The organism is Olsenella sp. KH3B4 (assembly GCA_900111695.1).
In the GTDB taxonomy this organism is placed as follows: domain Bacteria; phylum Actinomycetota; class Coriobacteriia; order Coriobacteriales; family Atopobiaceae; genus Tractidigestivibacter.
Genome location: FOHD01000002.1, coordinates 1 through 18,632 on the forward strand (window position 1 = coordinate 1; position 18,632 = coordinate 18,632).

Sequence of the window (18,632 nt, forward strand, 5' to 3'; positions counted from 1 at the left end):
CGCGCCCTCCGGTAGGCGGGGCTCCCCTCGCCGTGGGCGCAGTGCATGCGGGAGGCCCGGTCGGGCATCTCGCGGGCGGCGAGCTCGCCCGCCTCCTCCATGCGCAGCCACCGTCTCAGGTTCCACTCGTTGGGGAACAGCGCGAGCCTGCGGCAGGCCTCCGCCACGCTCATCCCGCTCTGGTGGAACTCCCAGAGTATCCCCTCGCGCTCCTCTTTGGTATACATCCCGGGCTCCCTCCCGGACCGAGAAGGTCCGATCGTTCGTCCGGGGTCCCTTTCTCCGGATTATTGACTGATTGACGCAAAATACCGGGTTTTAAGGCTGCATATACTAGGGTCAATCCCGGGAGGCACGAACAGCACACGTCTTAGTCGCATTCCATCAAGGAGGCGCCATGGGTTCCATTCTCATTGGACTCATTCCCGCACTTGGCTGGGGCTTCCAAGGCATCATCATGCAAAAGATCGGGGGCACCACCGCCAACAAGCAGATGGGCATGGTGCTCACCGCCCTTGTCATGAGCATCGTCGTTGCCCTGGTAGACCCCATTGCCTGGAGTCCCGCGCTCATCGCAGCAGCGGCCGTAAACGGAATCCCCTGGGCCATCGCCCAGATTCTTCAAATCAAAAGTTTTGACTATCTCGGCGTATCGCGAGCCATGCCGCTCACCTCGGGCATGCAGCTCATCCTTACCTCGGTCATAGGCGCGTTCTACTTCAACGAATGGCCGCATGCCTGGCAGATGGGCGTGGGCTTTGCCGGCATCGCGCTCATCATCGTGGGAACCGTGCTCACCACCTACACCGAGGCCGGCCAGGAAACCACCAGCAAGTCCGACATCCGCAAGGGCGTCATCATCACCGCCATCTCCTCGGCGCTGTACGTGGCATACGCCACGGCGGCCAGGTTCTTCAACGTGGACAGCTTCCAGATCCTGCTCCCGCAGGCGATGTTCATGCTCGCCGCCACGATCGTCATCTCCATCATCGTAAGTAAGCGCGATTCTGTCGACGGCGTCTTTGGCCGCGTCGAGGGCGTGTTTGGCCTCAAGTCCTGGCAGAACATGCTCACCGGCGTCCTGTGGTCCGTCGCAAACATCGCGGTCCTCTTCTCCAACCAGGTCAACGGCGTGGCTGTGGGCTGGACGCTCGCGAACATGAACCTCATCTTCGCCACGCTCGGCGGCCTGTTCATCCTCCACGAGAAGAAGACCCCCAGGAGCTCAAGTTTGTCATCGCAGGCATGATCATCATCGCCGCAGGTGGCATCGCCATCGGCGCCACAAAGCTCGGCTAGAAAGCCCCTTCGCACAGTAAGAAACCCATGTGCCGCATCAGCGGCAGAGAGGAGCACCCATGTCCATCACGCACAACAAGTACGACTTCGACGGCAAGGTTGTCATCGTCACAGGCTGCGCCCGCGGCATCGGCCGCGCGATCGCCCGTGCCTTTGCCGAGAACGGTGCCAAGGTCGCAGGCGCCGACCTCAACGTCGACGGCGTGCACGAGACCCTCGCCGGCTACCCGGACTGCACGGCCTACTCCGTCAACATCGCCGACGAGGCTGCCTGCAAGGCGTTCGTGGACGAGGTGGTCGATCACTACGGTCGCCTCGACGTCCTTATGAACAACGCCGGCATCTTCTGCCAGGCGCCCGTCACCGACATGAGCGCCGCAGACTGGCACAAGATGTTCTCCGTGAACGTTGACAGCCTCTTCTACCTCACCAAGTACGCCATGCCCCACCTGCTTAAGACCAAGGGAAACGTGGTGCAGACGGCAAGCGTAAACGGCCTGGGCGGCGACTACATGTCCTGGGCGTACAACGCCACCAAGCACGCCGTGGTGGGCATGGTGCGCAGCCTCTGCATCGACTACGGCCCCAAGGGCGTCCGCATCAACGCCGTTGCCCCGGCCATGACCGCCACCGACATGAACCGTAGCGTCTGGACCGTGCCCGAGAAGGTCGCTCCGTTCATCGAGCGCATCCCCATGGCGCGCATCGGCCAGGTGGAGGACATCGCCCGCGCGGTCATGTTCCTGGCGTCGGACGACGCGGCATACATCACGGGCCAGGTGCTCTGCGTGGACGGTGGCGTCACTGCTTCCGACGGCCAGGCGCCCGGCGAGTACGACGAGAAGATCTAGACTCGGCGCATCACGCTCTGAGAGGGGCTGCCCCGGAGCTTCCGGCGGCAGCCCCTCTCCCCTATTGCGACGAGAAACGCTTGCGGTACGAGGAGGGCGACTCGTCCAGCTGCGCCACGAACAGGCGGTAGAGCGCGTCCGCCCCGGAGAGTCCCACGCGCGACGCAACGACGGGCATCGGCAGGTCCGTCTGAACCAAGGGCAAGGTCGCAAGTTCCAGGCGCTGAGCGAGAAGCCATTCCTTGGGCGTCTCGCCCAAGGACTCGAGGAAGTGCCGCTGGAAGGTACGAACGCTCACGCCGCCCAGACGCGTCATCGACGCCACCGTCCACGGGCGCGAGAGGTTCGCGCTCACAATCTTGCAGACCTGCTCGACGTCCTTGCCCCGGCGCTCGACCTCGGGCGTGTCGGGCATGCCAAAGGCGTCGCTTCTCGTGCCAAGCGGCCGCGGGTTCCACAGGCTCATCGCCTCGGCGACCCGCGACGCAACCACTGGGCCAGAGAGGTGCGAGGCGAGCGAGAGGCAGAGGTCCAGGCCGGACGCCCCGCCCGCGGACGTCCATATGCCGCGCGTGCGATCGTGCGTGAAGATGGTGTCCTCGTCCAGTAGCGCTGCGGGAAACAGCAGGCGGAACTCGACCGAGAAGGCATGGTGCGTCGTGCAGCGCACGCCGTCGAGAAGTCCGGCGGCCCCCAGCACAAACGCGCCGGTCCCAAGCGAGGCCACCTCGGCCCCGTGACGGGCGGACTCGCAGAGCCAGGCGATTGTCTCGTCCGTCTCGTCTGACTGGATGGCGCGGCACGGATCCACAAAACCGGGAACGCACACCAGGTCAGGCGTGGTGTTGCACGCGCGGAGCGGCGTGGTTGCGGCAGAGAGGCCATGGTCGAGCGAGGCAGAGCTTCCCGAGGAGGCAAAGGTGAGCTCGCAGGGCGCCTGGCCCTTGAGCGGGGCGCCGTTGCCAAAGACCTGGATCACGTTGGCCAGGTCGTGCGTCCACATGCCATCCATGAGGAGGGCGACCACGCGCGGGATGCGCGGGGAGCTGCTCTCCGATGTGCCTTGGCCTCTGGACATGGGCTGCGATCTCCTGTCAGCGTCGCGCGGGGCCAGGGGAAGGGGCCTCTGGCCTGGCATCGCGTCCAGAAGGATACCACCCGTCATCACGAGAAGCATGCGCATGCCCGGTTCAAGGAGGCAGTGGGCGCGTCTTAGCCACAGCTCGCGCCGGTCAGTCGCCAGGCAATGCCTACATCGTCGCGCCCCATCGACGTACGTCCGCCCGGCATTATCTTGGCCTGGAGGTCAGGCGGGCGCTTCGCAATGGGAAAAATGGCTGGAGGGACAACTTCCGGCGCCTTGCGCATCCGATCCTCGGCGTGAGCGGAGCAACCAAGCGCTGGAGCACATCAACAACGATGGGAAGGACTGACTATGACACCAGATGAGTTCGACGAGGCGGCGCGCTACTGGACCGAGAAGGAGGCCACCTCTGCCCGCATGCCCAAGGAGGAGCTGCGACAGGCAATCGATGCGTTTCTCGGCACGCGCGGCGTCTGCGCGCTGGCAACGGCATCGAGCGACCTCGTGCGCTGCACCCCGCTTGAGTACGCCTACCGGGACGGAAGGTTCTGGATCTTCTCCGAGGGCGGCCTCAAGTTCCACGCACTCAAGGCGAACAGCCACGTGTCTCTTGCGGTCTTCAACCCCTCGTACGAGTTTGGGAAGCTCGAAAGCGTGCAGGTCACAGGCACCGCAGAGATCGTCGACCCCACGAGTGAAGAGTACACGCGAGCGGCTGAGGCGAGGGGCCTCACCGGCGCGGTACTGGAGCGCATGCGCACGCGGCTTCACCTGATCGAGGTTGCGCCCACGCGCATCGACTACCTGTGCAGCGCGCTTAAGAAGCGCGAGTTCGACGCACGCCAGTGGCTTGACCTGGGCGAGTAGGGCACGCTGCCGCAAAGCGGCACGCGGAAGATGGCGTTTCTCGGCCATATAAGCCCAGCGTAGACGCGTACACTGAACCTGCCGCCCGCAAGGGAACCACCAGCAGAGGAGGACCGTCCCATGGAGTTCACCGACGTCATCAAGAACCGCTACTCATGCAAGAGGTACAGCGACCGGGCCGTTGAGGAGGACAAGCTCACGGCGATCCTCGAGGCGGGACGCGTGGCGCCGACCGCGAAGAACCTGCAGGAGCAGCACGTCTACGTGCTGCAGTCCGCCGAGGCGCTCGAGAAGTTCAACGGCCTCACCCCCTGCCGCTACGGCGCGCCCACCGTCCTTCTCGTCGCGTTCGACAGCGAGAACGTCTACACCTATCCCAGCAGCGAGCGCACCTCGGGCGTGGAGGACGCGAGCATCGTGGCAACCCACATGATCCTTGCAGCCGCGAACGAGGGCGTCGACTCCTGCTGGGTGAACCGCCTGAACCCCGACGAGGTCGCGAAGGCCTTTGGCCTGCCCGGCAACGAGGTGGTCCTCTGCGCGATCGACCTGGGCTACGCCGCCGAGGGCACGGGACCGCTCCCCAACCACGCCTCACGCAAGGAGCTGGCCGAGACCGTCACGCGGCTGTAGAGGGGCGGCACCGGGGAGGTGGCGCGCCGGTGCCGCCGCAGCTGATCAGCCGAGAAGGTCGCTCAGCTCGTCCGGCTCGAAGCGGTAGTGCTCGCCGCAGAAGTGGCAGTACACGTCGGCGGGCTCGCCCTTGGAGATCATGTCCTCCAGCTCGGCGCGGCCCAGCGCCAGCACCGCGCGGGCGGCGCGATCGCGATTGCAACCGCAGTGGAACTCCACCGGCATGGCATCCAGCTCCTGGTAGGTCAGGCCGTCCAGCACGTGCCCGAGGATGTCCGTAGGCTTCATGCCGGCCTCCAGCAGGTCCGTGACGGAGCGCACGCCAGAGAGGTTTGCCTCCAGGCGGTCGACCACCGCATCATCGCATCCCGGCATGAGCTGGACGATAAAACCTCCCGCCTGGCGGATGCTCTGGTCGGTGTCCACCAGCACGCCCACCCCAAGCGAGGTTGGCACCTGGTCGCTTGCGGCAAAGTAGTACGTAAGGTCATCGCCAATCTCTCCGGAGACGAGCGCAACCTCGCTGGAATAGGGGTCCATGCCCGGCAGGTCGTGGATAACCGAGAGCGTTCCCACGTGGCTCTCACCCGCCACGGCGCTGCCCACGTCGAGCTTGCCCACGCCGTTCAGCGGCAGCCACACGTGCGGGTGGTTGGCAAAGCCCTTGGCCTGGCCGTGGTTGTTGGCGGTCACGGTGAGGCCTCCCACGGGGCCCTCGCCGTGCACCACGAGGGTTATGAGTTCGTCGTCGTTCTTGGACATGGCGCCCATCATCATGCCTGCCATCAGAAGGCGCCCAAGCGCGGCGCTCACAACGGGCGATGTCTGGTGACGGTCGTGCAGCTCCTGGACGCTCGCCCGTGCCGTTATCGCGAAGGCGCGCACCTGGCCCTCGGCCGCCGTGCCACGCACGAGGTGGTCGCCGAGGCGGACCGTCTCTGCGTTGAAGTCGATGACGCCGCTCTCACCGGCCACCTGCTCGTTCTTCTCGTCTGCCATGGTCCTCCCCATTCGCGTTTGTCGGGAACCATGGTAGCCAAACGAGAAGCGGCCGTTTTTCTTCACGACGGGGCACGAACTCGGCTCCAATTCAACCCGCGGGGAGGGGCTTGACCAGAAATGACGGTTGGTGGCAGTTTTTCGCAGACTTCTTATGTATCACCTAATTGATAGCAATTCTGTGACCTGCGGTTTATCAAGTATCAAATCGGTTTCTACTCGGGGCATCTCGAAAAAACTGCCACCAACCGTAAACATAAGCCATTTAACAAACACGAGGCCATCGCGAACTACGCACGGCTGAAGTTCTCGCCGACAAAAGCCCAGTTGGCTTTTCTCGCAAGCTCAGCCGTGCGTAATTAGGCCAACGAGAAGGCCGCAGCGCACCCGAGTAGAATCTCCAGCGCGTAATCTGCTGCAGGTAGTCGAGGCGAGTGACCGAAGAGCTTCTTGCGCGTCCGGGGCGCGCTACCCCCGCGAGCCGCGCAGCCGGCGCACCGCCCACGAGAGCTCGGCCAGCTCCTCACGTGTCAGCCGGTCAAGGTGCTCCAGCTTGTCCAGGTACAGGGCCAGGCTCTCGTTGCGCCGCGCCAGCATGAGTTCGTTGCAGTAGCTGACCACAGCCGCCGTGAGCACTGCCACGAACAGGATCCCCACCACGCTGAGCACCACCACAATCGCGCGGCCAACGGTGCTCGTGACGGCGATGTCCCCGTAGCCAATGGTCGTGACGGCCTGGAAGCAGCACCACAGCGCGTCGCCGAAGCCGTTGACGCCTGGATCCACCAGCGCGAGCAGCGCGGACGCCGCAACGAACGTCGCCAGAAACCCCCATGCGGCGCGGGCAAGGCCGGTGTTGCGCAGCACGGCACGTAGCAGCTTGTGGTTGAGCATCGAAGCCTCCGTCTCAAACGGGATGCCCCGCCTGCCCAACAGGACGGGCGGGGTGTGGGGCAGCAAGTCACCGTCTGCCGTGGCGAAGAGGTCACGGGTGCAGACCCTTATCGCCTACCGCAGGTCCCTACAGGTCGCTAGCCACGGTCCTTGGAACGGTGGCGAAGCGCCAGCGCAGCCACCAGGACCGAAGTGCCAGCCAAGCCGACAAGGGCCAGTGTCCCGATGCCCGGCGCGGTGTCTCCCGTCTGAGGCGTGCCCGACGTGGAGTCCGCCTTTGCGGAGCCTGTGGCAGCGCTCGTGCCAGCGGAAGCGCTGGTCCCGCCATCGGTCGTGGCGTCAATCGCGTTACCGTTGTCCGTGGTGCCACCGGTCGCGCTGCCGCTGTCCGTGGTGCCTCCCTCGTCCGGCTTGAGGCCGGACTCGTTCTCGGCAGCAACCGGCCGGAAGAACCGGAGCAGGCCGGCGTTCAGATAGTTGACACGCCTCCTGGTTGCCGAGTACGTGCTGGCAGAATCGGCAATCAAGTAGGTGTGCGTGACATCGAGGGTAACCGTCTGGGACGAGACCACGATGTTGTTGTAGCTCACGTCGCAGCGATACACCGTGCCATCGTCCTCCGCCGTTACCTCGTCGATAGCGTAGGTAGACGTGTAGGTCTTGTCGTCCTGGGTACCAAGGGTGGCTCCGGCAGAGATCTCCTGCCAGTAGGGCTTGGAGGCCTCCTTGCGATACCAGCGAAAGAGCGGCTGCTTGTCCGGGTTGGCGGAGGCGGAGTCGTAGTAGCTGCCGCTCATGGCAAGCGTGAGGGACTCCCCCATCCTGCGCGTGGCCTTTCTGGTGGACGTATCGCTCGCGTCGTCTGTGTTGGCCTGGCCCTGGACGTTGATGCCGTCCACGGCCATCGCGTCGCCGGCCGGCAGCGTGGTCACGTTCACGATGGGCGAGCGCAGGCTCGCCTGCCTGCCCGTGCCGTCCACGACAAACACCGCAAAGCGGTAGCTGCTGCTGGTGGAGAGGCCCTCCCAGACGTAGCTTGTGGTGGAGCCGTCCAGCGTGTAGGAATAGCTGTAGTGGTCATCATCGGTCGTGGGGTACATGGCGACCGCGTACTTGTAGCCATTCGCCTTCTGGTCGGAGGCCAGAATGTCGTTCCAGGACAGGGTGACCGCATCCTTGCCCGTGGTGGCATCGTAGCTGGCACCGGTCGTGGCAAAGCCGCTCACCATGGGGATTTCGGGCTGCTTCACGTTGGTGACGTCATAGCCAACGATCCAGAACTGGTTGGTGGCGGGACGCGTGCCGTCGACGGACATGTCGGAGGAGCTCTGGTCCACCGCGAGCCTCCAGCTGAAGCCGTAGCCCTCGGCAGCCTCGGGCAGGTTGTCCACGGTGCCCGTGAACGAGAAGCCCGTGGAACTGGACTTCAGCGTCGTGTAGCCACCCGACAGCCCGAACACCATACCGGTAACGATCTCGTTTTCCCCAATGCCGAAGCCGGCACCTATCTGCAGAGCAACGGCACCGCCCACGTCGACGGTCTTCTCGGTCTCGTTCTCGGCCGCGATGGTCTGCACCGTGGCGACGCCCTCCTCGTTCGAGGCTATGGACCAGGCGTCCTTCCCGTCAAGCTGGTACGTGAAGGCACGCTTGGCGGTAGGCAGCAGGGTCGTCTTGGTCAGGGTGTCGACGCCGTAGCTGGCGGGGTCGCCCTGCCTGTTGTTGAGGACGTCGGAGACCTTGTAGGTGAGCGGCGTGGAGCTGTCACTGCTCACGCTGGCGTCGAGGTCGTAATTCTCGACCGCCTCGTCCCAGGTCTCCTGGCTCACGACCGCGGTGACCGGCGTGAGGAACACGGGCATGACGACGTCCGTCCACTCCGGGCTGCTGGAGTCGCTGACCTCGTACCAGTAGTACATGATGGGCACGGCGTACACCACGGCCTTGTTGCCTTCGGCCGCGTGCGCGTCGTAGTCCACACCATACGAGAGCGTCGAGGAGCTCTGGTACTCGTAGCCCGCATGGCCCGTAAGCTCCCCCTCGAGCTCCACGCGCCCAAGGAAGCCGCCCGACGCCTCGCCGAAGACGCCTGCCTCTCCCTCGATGGACCAGCCGGAGCCAGAGGCGCTGCTGGACTCGGAGCCAAACGCGGTGCCGCCGTAGTTGAGGTAGCCATAGCTGTCCTGGAGGTCCTGAAAGTACGGGGACCCCTGGAGCACCGCGAGCAGCTGCGGCGCAGTGTAGTACTCGGCCGCCGCCTTGAAGCGTACCTGCATGCCATCGTGGTCCACGTTGGGCAGGCACAGGCTGATCCAGCATCCGTACTGCGTCGTATCGTGGACACGGACGCTCTCGTTTATGACGCCCTCCTCACCGGTGGTGTAGCCCCGGAGCTTGCCGTCAGACCACTTGGCAGAGAAGTGCGAGACGTCCATCCAGTAGTAGTCGTCATCCTTGCCGAGGTCCTCGTCGCGGTGGACGCCCGTGACGGCGAGGAAGCTCTCCTCGTACTGGCTGGAGCCCGACACGGCGCCCACGCGCACGTCGCCGATCCAGACCTGCTCCTTGCCCTTTGTGTAACGGTTCGAGTTCACCTGGTCAGAGGTGAGGCTGATGCTGCCGAGAGTGTCGAGGCTCACCCCAGCGGAGAGACTGAACGAGTAGATGTCTCCGCCCATGAGAACGTCGTCGTTCTCGGCGGCACTCTGGTTGAGGCCGTTCAAGCGTGCGGCGCCCAGGGCGAAGGGCGCCAGGGTCGGACGGTATCGGCCGCCCTGGTTCGCGTCCTTGCAGGCGGTCTCGGTGATGTGCGCAGCGTCCTTGCCGAGGGCCTTGCGGATGTAGTCGGAGACGACGAAATCGTCCTGGGATGTGTCATAGTATACGTAGCGGTAGCCGAAGTTGGCATACTCCGCGTTTGAGCTGCCACCGCAGTCCCAGCCGGCAATGATGAGGGCCGTGGCCGTATCAGTGTCGCTCGTCCTGAAGGTTCCGAAGGTGCAGTTGGCAGAGACCATGGCGGAGGCTGCCCCGACGGTCGTGCTCAGGGGGATATAGTCGTCGCCCAAGCCGTCGTTTACGACGGCGGAGAGTCGCTTTGCGGTGTCATCCCAGGTGTAGATGTAGCAGCGAGCCGCGTCGGTCGGGTTGTCGTGGTTCGTGGGCGCGGAGACGGTGATGGCAAGCTCATCTCCACCGCGGCGGTCAAGGTCGCCGCCGGCAAGGGTGACCACCGGGGCCTTCATGAGCTGCATTCGAGCGGTGGGGTCATCCTTGCTGTTGCGAATCTGGTTAAGCTCATCATCTGTGACGTAGTAGGACGCCTGGCCGCAGTCCACCCACTCCTGGGTGTGGCCCCAGGAGCTGTCGGACTGCAGGTCCCACATGTCGACGCAGGCCAGGCGCTCGCCGTTCTCGTCCTTGTAGCAGCCCGTGTAGCAGAAGACCTCGTCCACGCCATCGCCGTCCACGTCCGCGGCGGCCACTTCGAAGTAGGCGTCGTACTCCTGCAGGTAACCGGCCCGGAGGTACGCCAGCTCGTCAGTGTAATCATTCACCTGGATCTGACTGTCATTGACCGTGGGGCTGAGGCTCGCGACCTCCGTGCGGTTCCCCTTTGCGTCAAGCGAGAATACCTTTACCGCAAAGGCGCCGCTCAACTGCCGGTTGCCGACCATGGTGTAGTACTGGCTCCCATAGGCACGCAGCTCGACGACGTGGTCCTTGTAGCCACTGCCGAGGTCTGCCGAGACACCGGTGGCATACTTGCCGCTGAATCCGTTGTTGGTAGACCCCTTGATGACGTCATTCTCGTTGTCGCTGAGCGGCGAGTAGTAGCTAACGCCCTTTTCAACCATATCCACGGCTATCCCTGAATCGCCGCTCGTACCGTAGAGCTCGTTGATAGGCCAGAACAGATAAGCTCCGCCCATCCCTCCGTAGTCGTCAGAGATCGTGGTGTAGCCAATCAAACCTTCCGCGTTCGTATTGGCATTGTAGAGCTGGTTGAGCTTCCCCCGCAGCGTGTATACGTTGTTTCTGGCGCCGTTGGCTGCCATGTAGACCTCGTCGTCGCTCAGCAGGGTGGTGCTCACGTTCTCGTCGTTGCCATAGGGGGCATAGGTGCCGGCGTCACCGGTATCGTCCGAGACGGTGAGGCCAAGGGCGGAGTACGCATCGGTGCTCAGCTGGCTACTTTCCGAGTAGGGTCCGGGGCTCAGCTCGTCGTTTGCCAGCGCCGTCATGGGCAGGGCGGCAAATGCGAGCACCGCCGCGACCGCACCGGATACGACGGGCAGCCACCGCGTGCGTGTGAGGCGCGTTGTCATGGTCGCTCCAATCCTAGAAAGTCCACCTGATCGGCTGATTCTGCCTGCAGGCTATAGGTGTTCAGCTTCTAGGTGATTTTCGACGGCATGAAAGCAACGCGCGTCATCCCAAAGTATGAGGGCGCAGCAACATGGGACGGCTGCAGCAGGCAGGCGGAGGGACCGGACACAACCGGAAGAGCGCCGTGGATACGCGCGACACATCAGGGGTCCCGGACGATTCAAAGCGCGGGACGATTCGTACCAGGTTCGTTCCACCCGGACGATAGATACGAAAACAGGCCAGAGGAAATACCCTCTGGCCTGCGAGTTTATGGTGGGCGTTAGAAGATTTGAACTTCTGACCTCTTCCGTGTCAGGCTCGAGGCGGCTCGCCGCGCCTGGCCCTCCCGCGCATGTCCTCTATCTTGTCCACGTCGATCATTCCTCTCTGGCCCTCCCAACGTCGCAGACCGAAGCAACGACATTGCCGGGCCGACCGCGGGTGGTCGACGCGCCCATGCTCGCACCCGAAAGTTTTTCGTGCTCAGACCCGAAATCTTTCGGCGCTCAAACCCGCAACTGCGAGGCTGTCAAACACACTTCTGGACATGCTCTGCCAGTCGTGGGTCGAAACCCCGAGTGGTGGTGGAATGTGCTCATTGATGAGGGCGACCTGCTGTATAGGGAGCTTGAGGCCATCTAGTTACAGTGACGAGTGCTAAGGAAAGCCCTCTTGACCGAAACGGCCGGGAGGGCTTCCATTCGATGGGACATGATGGGACATTGTCCTATCATTATTAGGACATGTCCTAACGATGGTCTATAATGCGTCCAAGATGACCATCGCATCGAAAGGCGAAGAATGCCGAAGCGGCGAGAGATTCCGTCCAGGGAGACCATAGAGATCGAGTTCAAAAGCGAGTTCAAGAGAGGCCCGAATGGAGCTCTAAAGCCCAGTAGGTTGCCTGACGGGGAGCTCGTGGACACGGTGGTCGCGCTCAGCAACACCAACGGCGGAGAGATATACCTCGGCGTTGAGGATGACGGCGAGCCCACGGGGGTTCATAAAGACCATCGCGACGTCACGCAGCTTGCAGCGCTCATCGCCAACAAGACGGTGCCGCCCGTTCCGGCGCGCGTCTCGACCCTCTTCCTCGCACCCGATGGATCTGTCGATGACGCCGGCAAGCAGGTGACGCTCGTGGAAATCCCGAGGTCGATGGCAATCGTCTCGTCCTCCGAGGGCAAGATCATGCGCCGAAGGCTCAAAGCCGACGGCACGCCCGAGAGCGCCCCCCTCTATCCCTACGAGATCATCACCAGGCTCTCCACGCTGGGCCAACTCGACTACTCTGCATTCCCGGTGCCCGACACCACCATCGACGACTTCAGCCCGGAGGAGCTGAAGCGCCTGCGCGATATTCTGGCTCGAAACCGTAACAGCGACCAGGCGCTTTTGGAGTTACCCGACGAGGAGATCCTGAGCGCCCTCCGCATGACGACGCTCGCCGACGGCAAGGTCACACCGACGGTTACGGGCATCCTGCTCGCGGGCAGGGCAGAGGTCATAGCCCGCACCATACCGACCTCGGCCGCCACCTTCCAGGTGCTTGCGGGCACGGAGGTGCGCGTCAACCAGGATTTCGAGCAGCCGCTCCTCTACACCATCGAGAAGATGCGCGAGATGCTCGACCCCTGGAACCCAGAGCGGGAGTTTGAGGACGGACTCTTCAGGCAGTCGGTGCCCGAGTTCGACAGGAGAGCTTTCCGCGAGGCGCTCGTCAACGCCTTTGGCCATCGCGACTATGCCGCCTTGGGGCGCGTACGTGTGCTCATAGACGACGAGGGGCTCACCATCGCAAACCCCGGCGGGTTCATCGAAGGGGTCACCATCGAGAACCTGCTCACCGTCGAGCCACACGGGCGAAACGAGTGCCTGATGAACGCTCTCAAGCGCATTGGCCTCGCCGAGAAGACCGGACGCGGTGTCGACCGCATCTTCGAGGGGTCCCTGTACTACGGAAGGCCCCTGCCCGATTACACCGGAAGCACGTCGGCTAGCGTAAGCGTCTTCATCGCGCGGAGCGCGCCAGACGAGCTGTTCATGCGGATGATCAACGAAGAACAGCAGAAGACCGGCGAGCATCTGTCGCTCAGGTCACTGCTCGTGCTCGACGCGCTCAAGCAGCAGAGGCGGCTTACGGTCGCAGATCTGTCCGCGCAACTCCACATCACTGACGCGGCGGCGCGTGCGACGGTTGAGGAGCTGCTCGAGGCCGGGCTCGTCGAGGCTCGCGGGAGCTCGACCGCACGCTCGTACATGCTCAGCGGAAAGGTTTACTCGCAATCGGGCAAGGAAGCCGGATACGTTCGGCAGTCCGACATAGACAAGATCCGCTATCCGGAGCTCATCATGAAGCTGGCCGAGAGGCAAGGCGGGTCTGTCGCGACGCGCGACGTGGAGAATCTACTGCACCTGCACCGGAAGCAAGCATACAGGACCCTGGTCAAGCTCGTCGAGGATGGCAGTCTCGTGCTTGTTGGTCGAGGCGGAGGTGCCCACTACGAGATTACGGAAAAGGGCTGGGAGAGAATAGGACATTGATAGACATGATGGGACAATAGTCCATCAGGTTAGGACATGTCCTATTCGCGTCCAATCGTCGTCCTACGCTATCGTGATGTACCCTGGCGTGCTCGCCGGGTCGATGCGGAAGTACGTGTACGCCGTCTTGTTGGTGGCCCACACGGTGCCGTTTCCGCCCACAAGTGACGTGAAGCGCGAGTAGAAGCACTGAGATCCCGTGAGGCCGCTCGAAGGAAGCGTCCAGGTCGAGTCGGAATAAATCGTCTCCAGAGAAGAGCAGATGGAGAACATCTGGTCGGCACTCGCCATGCCGGACAGGTTCTCGAACCCGCGCACCTCGGTGCAGTTCGAGAACGCGTTGAACCAGTAGTTGCAGTTCGTCAGGCCGAGAGAACCGATGGTCGAGTCGATGTAGACCTTCTTCACCAGCAGCTTGATGGAGTCGTAGGAGCATGCGCTCGCGGACGAGTATCCGGCGGGGTCTATCTCGAAGACCTGCACGATGCGCCCGCCGGTCACCGACGTGCGCCGCTCGTAGTAGTTGATCTCCAGGGTGCCGTCGTCGAACAGCAGCGCCCGGATCTTGTAGCCCACGTCCCATTCGAGCGCCAGGATGGCTGCGGCCATGTCGCCCGGCGCGTAGAGCGTCGAGAGCCCGTTCTGCCCCCGTATGGCGTCGGCAATATCCGAGTGAAGTGGCAGAGAGTTTGAGACAGGCGGACCCTCGCTCTTCCGAATCCCTGTCCTTTGTTACCCTTGCATCCTAGCCTACGCGGCCTCCGCTATGCCGCCGGAGTACCACGTTGACGGGGTCGCGTAGCCTAGCGACTGGTGGGGCCTTGTCGTGTTGTATTCGTCTACGAACCCCCTGATCATGTCCTCGAGCCGCGCCGGCGTCTCGTACTCCGCGTTCCTGAGGCACTCGCTCTTGAGCGTCCCGGACCACCTCTCCATCAGCACGTTGTCGGCCCAGCGCGCCACGCCGTCCATGCTCTGCGCCACGTGCTCGGAGGCGAGCGGCGAGACGTACTCCTCCGGGCCGAAGACCGACCCCTGGTCGCCGCCGTTCGTCACGCCGGGCGTGCCGCGCGAGGCGAAGGCGTCCCTCGCGCAGGCGGCGGACCTCGCAGGCGCGCATGGTGTCCGACAGCCGCCACGACACGATGTGGCGGCCGTGCCAGTCGATCACCGCCGTCAGTCAGACACGTATGGCGTCCCCCATCTGCACGTAGGTTATGTCCGTGGACCACGCCTGGTTCGGGAACCTCACGACCTTGCCGCGCAGCAGGTACGGGAAGCGCCTGGACGCCTCGGACGGCGCCGAGGGCGACGGCAGCGGGCAGCAGGGGCGCATGTCCATGAGCCCCATCAGCCTCGCGGCGCGCCACCAGGTGGCGCGCGGCTCGCCAGACCCGCGCAGCACGTGGGCGATCTTCCTGGCGCCGTAGGCGGGGTGGTTGACGTGCTCGCAGTCGACCAGGGCCGCCAGGCGCTCGTCGCCGTCCGTCCCGGGGCGCCCCATGTCGCGGTGGGCGGTCACCCTGCTCACTCCCAGCAGATCGCATGCCCTTTCGCGCGGCAGCACCCCCCCGGGCAGCGCCTCGTCGCACTTCCTTCGCGCGGCCTCCTCCGACCTCTTCCCCTCGCGCTCCTGCTGGGTCTTGCCGAACACGTCGTCGGCGCCGTCGAGCAGCTCGCGCGCCACTCCGCGGCGACCTGGGAGAGGGTCTTCTCGCCTCTCACCACGTCGATCGCGACCGCCATCTTGAACTTTGGCGGGTAGGTCTTCCTCGTCGTCTTTGATAGACCGAGCATCGCAATCCGTGCCCTCTCGGCACATCATCGCGGGATTCGGAGGGGAGGTCAACGCGGTGTCTCAAAGACGCCAACCACATCATTCGTTGCTTCCCAGGCATCTTTATTCTTCAAGCCGATCCTTTCAAAACAGACATCGAAATGTCTTCACGATGATTGCGCAGTACTCTTACGCTGCACGCGAGTAGAAATACTCGTAAATCTCCGACCTGTACGTCTGTATTGAATCATCCGGATAGCTGGCAGGTAGCTGCTTGTACAGCTCGTTGCGGATCAGTGTGTCCACCTCGGCGCGCGTCTCGGGCTTCTCGGTCCAGTGGGTCATGCTGGCGAGGCTTTCCTGAATCTTGTCCACGAGATCCCGCGCAAGCTCCTTCACCTGGACTATCTCGGCCTTGGTGAGCGAGTCCTTGTAGAGCATGTCGAACACGGCAAGCTGCCGCTCGTCGGAGAAGCCCTCCCGCACGTACCGCCTCTGCTCATCGTCCAGGTCCTCCGAGAGCTTCATAAGCTTCTCGAAAGTCGCCTCGATAGACGCGCGGTCTTGTTCTCTGTTGTATTCCTCGATAATCGTCTGGTAGCGATTGTAGAAATCAGACCTCATAGGGTTCACTTTGAGCGCCTTGATAAGCCTCTCCTCGATAACGCCTCTAAGATCACCCACGAGCAGGTTTTTCTGCTTGACCTTGGAGAACTCATTGTGCAGCAGGTCGAAGTCAATCTTGGAGATGTCGAAGCGCCTGTCCCTGTCGTCGTCGGACTTTTTCACTGAGATATGCTCGTCGATGATCTGCTGTAGGCTGACCATGATATCCGTCGTGTCGGCAGTTTCGCGACGCTTGGTAAGCTGCCTGTAGATGGCGTCGATTGCATCCCGGCGCGCCCAGTCGTCCCGACCCACGTCGCCGCGCTCGACGAACTTGAACATCCTGAACAGCTCGCGGGCCATGATGCCAAAACGCTTGCGCGCCTCATCATTCCCAGCCACGGCGTCGGCACCGTCCTTCACCTTGGCGAGCCTGTCGAAGTCGTCTGCGGAGAGCAGGTCAGACAGGTTGAAGCCCCTCTCGGCAAGGAACGCCTCAATCTCCGAAAGGAGGGCCATTATCCTCTCCACGAGCTCGTCCTTGTCCATCACGGGGTCGCCGCCCGCGCCCTGCGCCGGGTCGCGCGTGTAGTCTGCGAGCGCCTTCCTCAGGGCCTTCACGACGCCTATGTAGTCGACGATGAGGCCATTGCTCTTGCCCTCGGACACGCGGTTGGCGCGGGCGATGGCCTGCATGAGCGTGTGGGCCTTCATGGGTTTGTCGAAGTACATGACCCCCAGCGGCTTCACATCGAAGCCCGTGAGCCACATCGCGCACACGAAGACGACCCTGAACGGGTTGTCGGGGTCGCGGAACTCCTTGTCGAGCTCGCGGTCCTTCATCTTCTTGCGGTGTGGTCTAATGTCAATCCCCCACTTGGCGAAGGTGGAAACCTCGTTCTGTTCCTCGCTTATCACGAGACACATCTCGGTATCGCGCATCCACTCAATCTTGCGTCGTCGTTCCTGAGCCTCTTGCTGGCTGTCCCTCCTCAGGGCACGCTCCTGTTCCTCTATTTCCTCAGCCCAGTACTTCTGCACCAGGGCGTGCATGCGTGCAGCGGTGACCTTGTCCACACTAATGAACATGGCCTTACCGCACTCCCAGATTCCCGAGTAATGCTTCACGAAGTCGCGGGCGATTCTGTCGAGGCGCTTCTCGGAGGTAATCACGTGATATTCACGCGAGAGGTCGTGCTCCAGCTTCTCCCGCTGGTCTTCGTCGACGTCCGCGGCCTCCACAGCCTCGGCGAGCTCGTCGTTCATCTCAGGGTTCTCGATGTCGAGCAAGTCGCTGCGGTTCTCGTAGAACAGCGGCACCGTCGCGCCGTCCTCGACCGCCGTTGCGAAGTCGTACACGGAAACGTACCCGCCGAACGTGCGCTCTGTGATGTTGTCGTAGGAGAAGAGCGGGGTTCCCGTGAAGCCTAGGCGCGACGCAGTCGGCAGCATGCGGACCATGTTTGCAGCAAACTTGCCGTTGTTGGTCCGGTGCGCCTCGTCCGAGAGGATGACGATGTCGTAGTCGGGCTCGATGGGCTCCGCGGCCGGGTCGTTGAACTTCTGGATGAGCGTGAACACGAAACTCGGGTTGCCCTTGAGCCGGCGGCGTAGGTCCTCGCCGCTCGTGGCGATGTAAGCCGAGGCGTTCGTGCCCGAAAGGAGCCCGCATCCGGCGAAGGTACCCGCTATCTGCTTGTCGAGTTCGTCTCTGTCGGTAACAACGACAAAGGTTGGCGAGCCCTCGAACTTGCGCCTCACCTTCTGCGCGAAGAACACCATCGAGTAGCTCTTGCCGGAGCCCTGCGTGTGCCAGAACACGCCAAGCTTCCCGTCGCGCAGCTCGCGCTGATGGTACGACTCTATGGCCTGGTTGACCCCGAGATACTGGTGGTTGCGCGCCAGAATCTTGGCGGTCTTGGGCCCGGAGTGGTCGAAGAGGATGAAGTTCTCGAAGAGGTCCATGAACGCGGCCTTGTTGCACATTCCCAGGAGCATCGTGTCAAGGTCGACGGCGCCGGGCTCGCCCTCCGCCAGGCGCTTCCACTCGCCGAAGAACTCGTACTTGGACCCCAGCGTGCCCACCCTCGCCTCGAGCCCGTTGGAGAGCATGGCGAAGGCGTTAAAGTAGAAGAGCTGCGGGATGGTGTCCTGGTAGTCGGAGTAGTTGTCCTCGTAGGCGCGCCGCACATCCCTGTCGTGCCGCTTGAACTCAACGAACAGGAGGGGGATGCCATTGACGAAGCCCATGAGGTCGGGGCGTCTGTGGTACACGCCGTCGGCGCTGTAGACCCACATCTCCTCGACGGCCATGAAGCGGTTTGCCTCGGGATGGTCGAAGTCGAAGACCTGCGCGTACTCGATGTAAGTGGTGCCGTCCTCGCGCGGCATCTCCACGGGGATGCCGTCGCGCAGCATCCGGTACTTCTTTTCGTTGGTCTGAAGGAGCGAGTCGGTGCTGAGAGTGCCCATGAGCGTGTCTATGGCCTCCGCGCACCGGTCCTCGTCCAGCCACTCGTTGAGCTCTATCAGCGCGTACTCAAGCTGCGGGCGCAGAACCACCTCGCTGTAGGAGCTGCGACCCATCGTGCTCTGCTCGCCGACGCGCTCGTCGTTGTAGGCGTAGATAAGCTCCCAGCCGAGCCTCTGGAGCCTCTCACCCGCGGGCTTCTGTACCGCCTCTTCCTCTGAGTACCTGCCGGCCATG

General features: G+C 63.2%; 14 protein-coding genes. 5 read left to right on the forward strand and 9 right to left on the reverse strand.

The genetic code is table 11. The features are described 5' to 3' along the window. The coding region (locus BMX94_RS01990) for a transposase (protein WP_143052243.1) at nt 1-227 on the reverse strand (227 nt) is incomplete at its 3' end. Between the two features lie 170 nt (nt 228-397). Here BMX94_RS01990 and BMX94_RS01995 point away from each other — a divergent pair. Further along, the gene (locus BMX94_RS01995) at nt 398-1,249 is read left to right on the forward strand and encodes a GRP family sugar transporter (RefSeq protein ID WP_286159987.1); all 852 of its coding nucleotides are present in this window, start codon (nt 398-400) and stop codon (nt 1,247-1,249) included. 109 nt (nt 1,250-1,358) lie between these two features. Then, the gene (budC, locus tag BMX94_RS02000; protein WP_218138440.1) at nt 1,359-2,150 is read left to right on the forward strand and encodes a meso-2,3-butanediol dehydrogenase; all 792 of its coding nucleotides are present in this window, start codon (nt 1,359-1,361) and stop codon (nt 2,148-2,150) included. Between the two features lie 61 nt (nt 2,151-2,211). Here the strand turns inward: budC and BMX94_RS02005 are convergent, their stop codons facing one another. Further along, nucleotides 2,212-3,228 carry a GlxA family transcriptional regulator gene (locus tag BMX94_RS02005; protein ID WP_177171288.1) on the reverse strand — a complete coding sequence of 339 codons (1,017 nt, stop codon included), beginning with the start codon at nt 3,226-3,228 and terminating at the stop codon, nt 2,212-2,214. 357 nt (nt 3,229-3,585) lie between these two features. On the opposite strand from BMX94_RS02005, the gene BMX94_RS02010 reads away from it, so the two are divergent. Together BMX94_RS02010 and BMX94_RS02015 are read left to right on the forward strand one after the other, a co-directional pair. Further along, nucleotides 3,586-4,101: a pyridoxamine 5'-phosphate oxidase family protein gene (locus BMX94_RS02010; protein WP_091002902.1), complete on the forward strand. Its 516-nt coding sequence runs from the start codon at nt 3,586-3,588 to the stop codon at nt 4,099-4,101. A gap of 120 nt (nt 4,102-4,221) precedes the next feature. Then, nucleotides 4,222-4,734 carry a nitroreductase family protein gene (locus tag BMX94_RS02015; RefSeq protein ID WP_091002904.1) on the forward strand — a complete coding sequence of 171 codons (513 nt, stop codon included), beginning with the start codon at nt 4,222-4,224 and terminating at the stop codon, nt 4,732-4,734. 45 nt (nt 4,735-4,779) lie between these two features. Here BMX94_RS02015 and hslO read toward each other — a convergent pair whose 3' ends face one another. From hslO to BMX94_RS02030, 3 genes are all read right to left on the reverse strand, one after another. Further along, nucleotides 4,780-5,733, reverse strand: coding sequence for an Hsp33 family molecular chaperone HslO (hslO, locus tag BMX94_RS02020; RefSeq protein ID WP_091002905.1), 954 nt, complete (start codon nt 5,731-5,733; stop codon nt 4,780-4,782). 468 nt (nt 5,734-6,201) lie between these two features. After that, nucleotides 6,202-6,627 (reverse strand): potassium channel family protein, encoded by a 426-nt coding sequence (locus BMX94_RS02025; protein WP_091002907.1) that lies wholly within the window; start codon nt 6,625-6,627, stop codon nt 6,202-6,204. 137 nt (nt 6,628-6,764) lie between these two features. Then, complete coding sequence (locus BMX94_RS02030; protein ID WP_091002908.1) at nt 6,765-10,955, reverse strand: hypothetical protein; 4,191 nt, start codon at nt 10,953-10,955, stop codon at nt 6,765-6,767. 844 nt (nt 10,956-11,799) lie between these two features. Here BMX94_RS02030 and BMX94_RS02035 point away from each other — a divergent pair. Continuing rightward, nucleotides 11,800-13,542, forward strand: coding sequence for an RNA-binding domain-containing protein (locus BMX94_RS02035; protein WP_091002910.1), 1,743 nt, complete (start codon nt 11,800-11,802; stop codon nt 13,540-13,542). A gap of 63 nt (nt 13,543-13,605) precedes the next feature. On the opposite strand, the gene BMX94_RS02040 is transcribed toward BMX94_RS02035, so the two are convergent. The 4 genes from BMX94_RS02040 to BMX94_RS02055 form a co-directional block, all read right to left on the reverse strand. Further along, nucleotides 13,606-14,151 carry a hypothetical protein gene (locus BMX94_RS02040; protein WP_177171289.1) on the reverse strand — a complete coding sequence of 182 codons (546 nt, stop codon included), beginning with the start codon at nt 14,149-14,151 and terminating at the stop codon, nt 13,606-13,608. Nucleotides 14,152-14,292: 141 nt separating this feature from the next. Next, nucleotides 14,293-14,598, reverse strand: a complete 306-nt coding sequence (locus tag BMX94_RS02045; RefSeq protein ID WP_091002912.1) for an integrase core domain-containing protein — start codon at nt 14,596-14,598, stop codon at nt 14,293-14,295. Between the two features lie 124 nt (nt 14,599-14,722). Further along, entirely contained in the window at nt 14,723-15,229 is a 507-nt protein-coding gene (locus BMX94_RS02050) for a hypothetical protein (RefSeq protein WP_091002914.1), read from the reverse strand. 279 nt (nt 15,230-15,508) lie between these two features. Continuing rightward, nucleotides 15,509-18,631, reverse strand: a complete 3,123-nt coding sequence (locus tag BMX94_RS02055) for a type I restriction endonuclease subunit R (protein ID WP_091003519.1) — start codon at nt 18,629-18,631, stop codon at nt 15,509-15,511. Nucleotide 18,632: the final 1 nt, after the last annotated feature.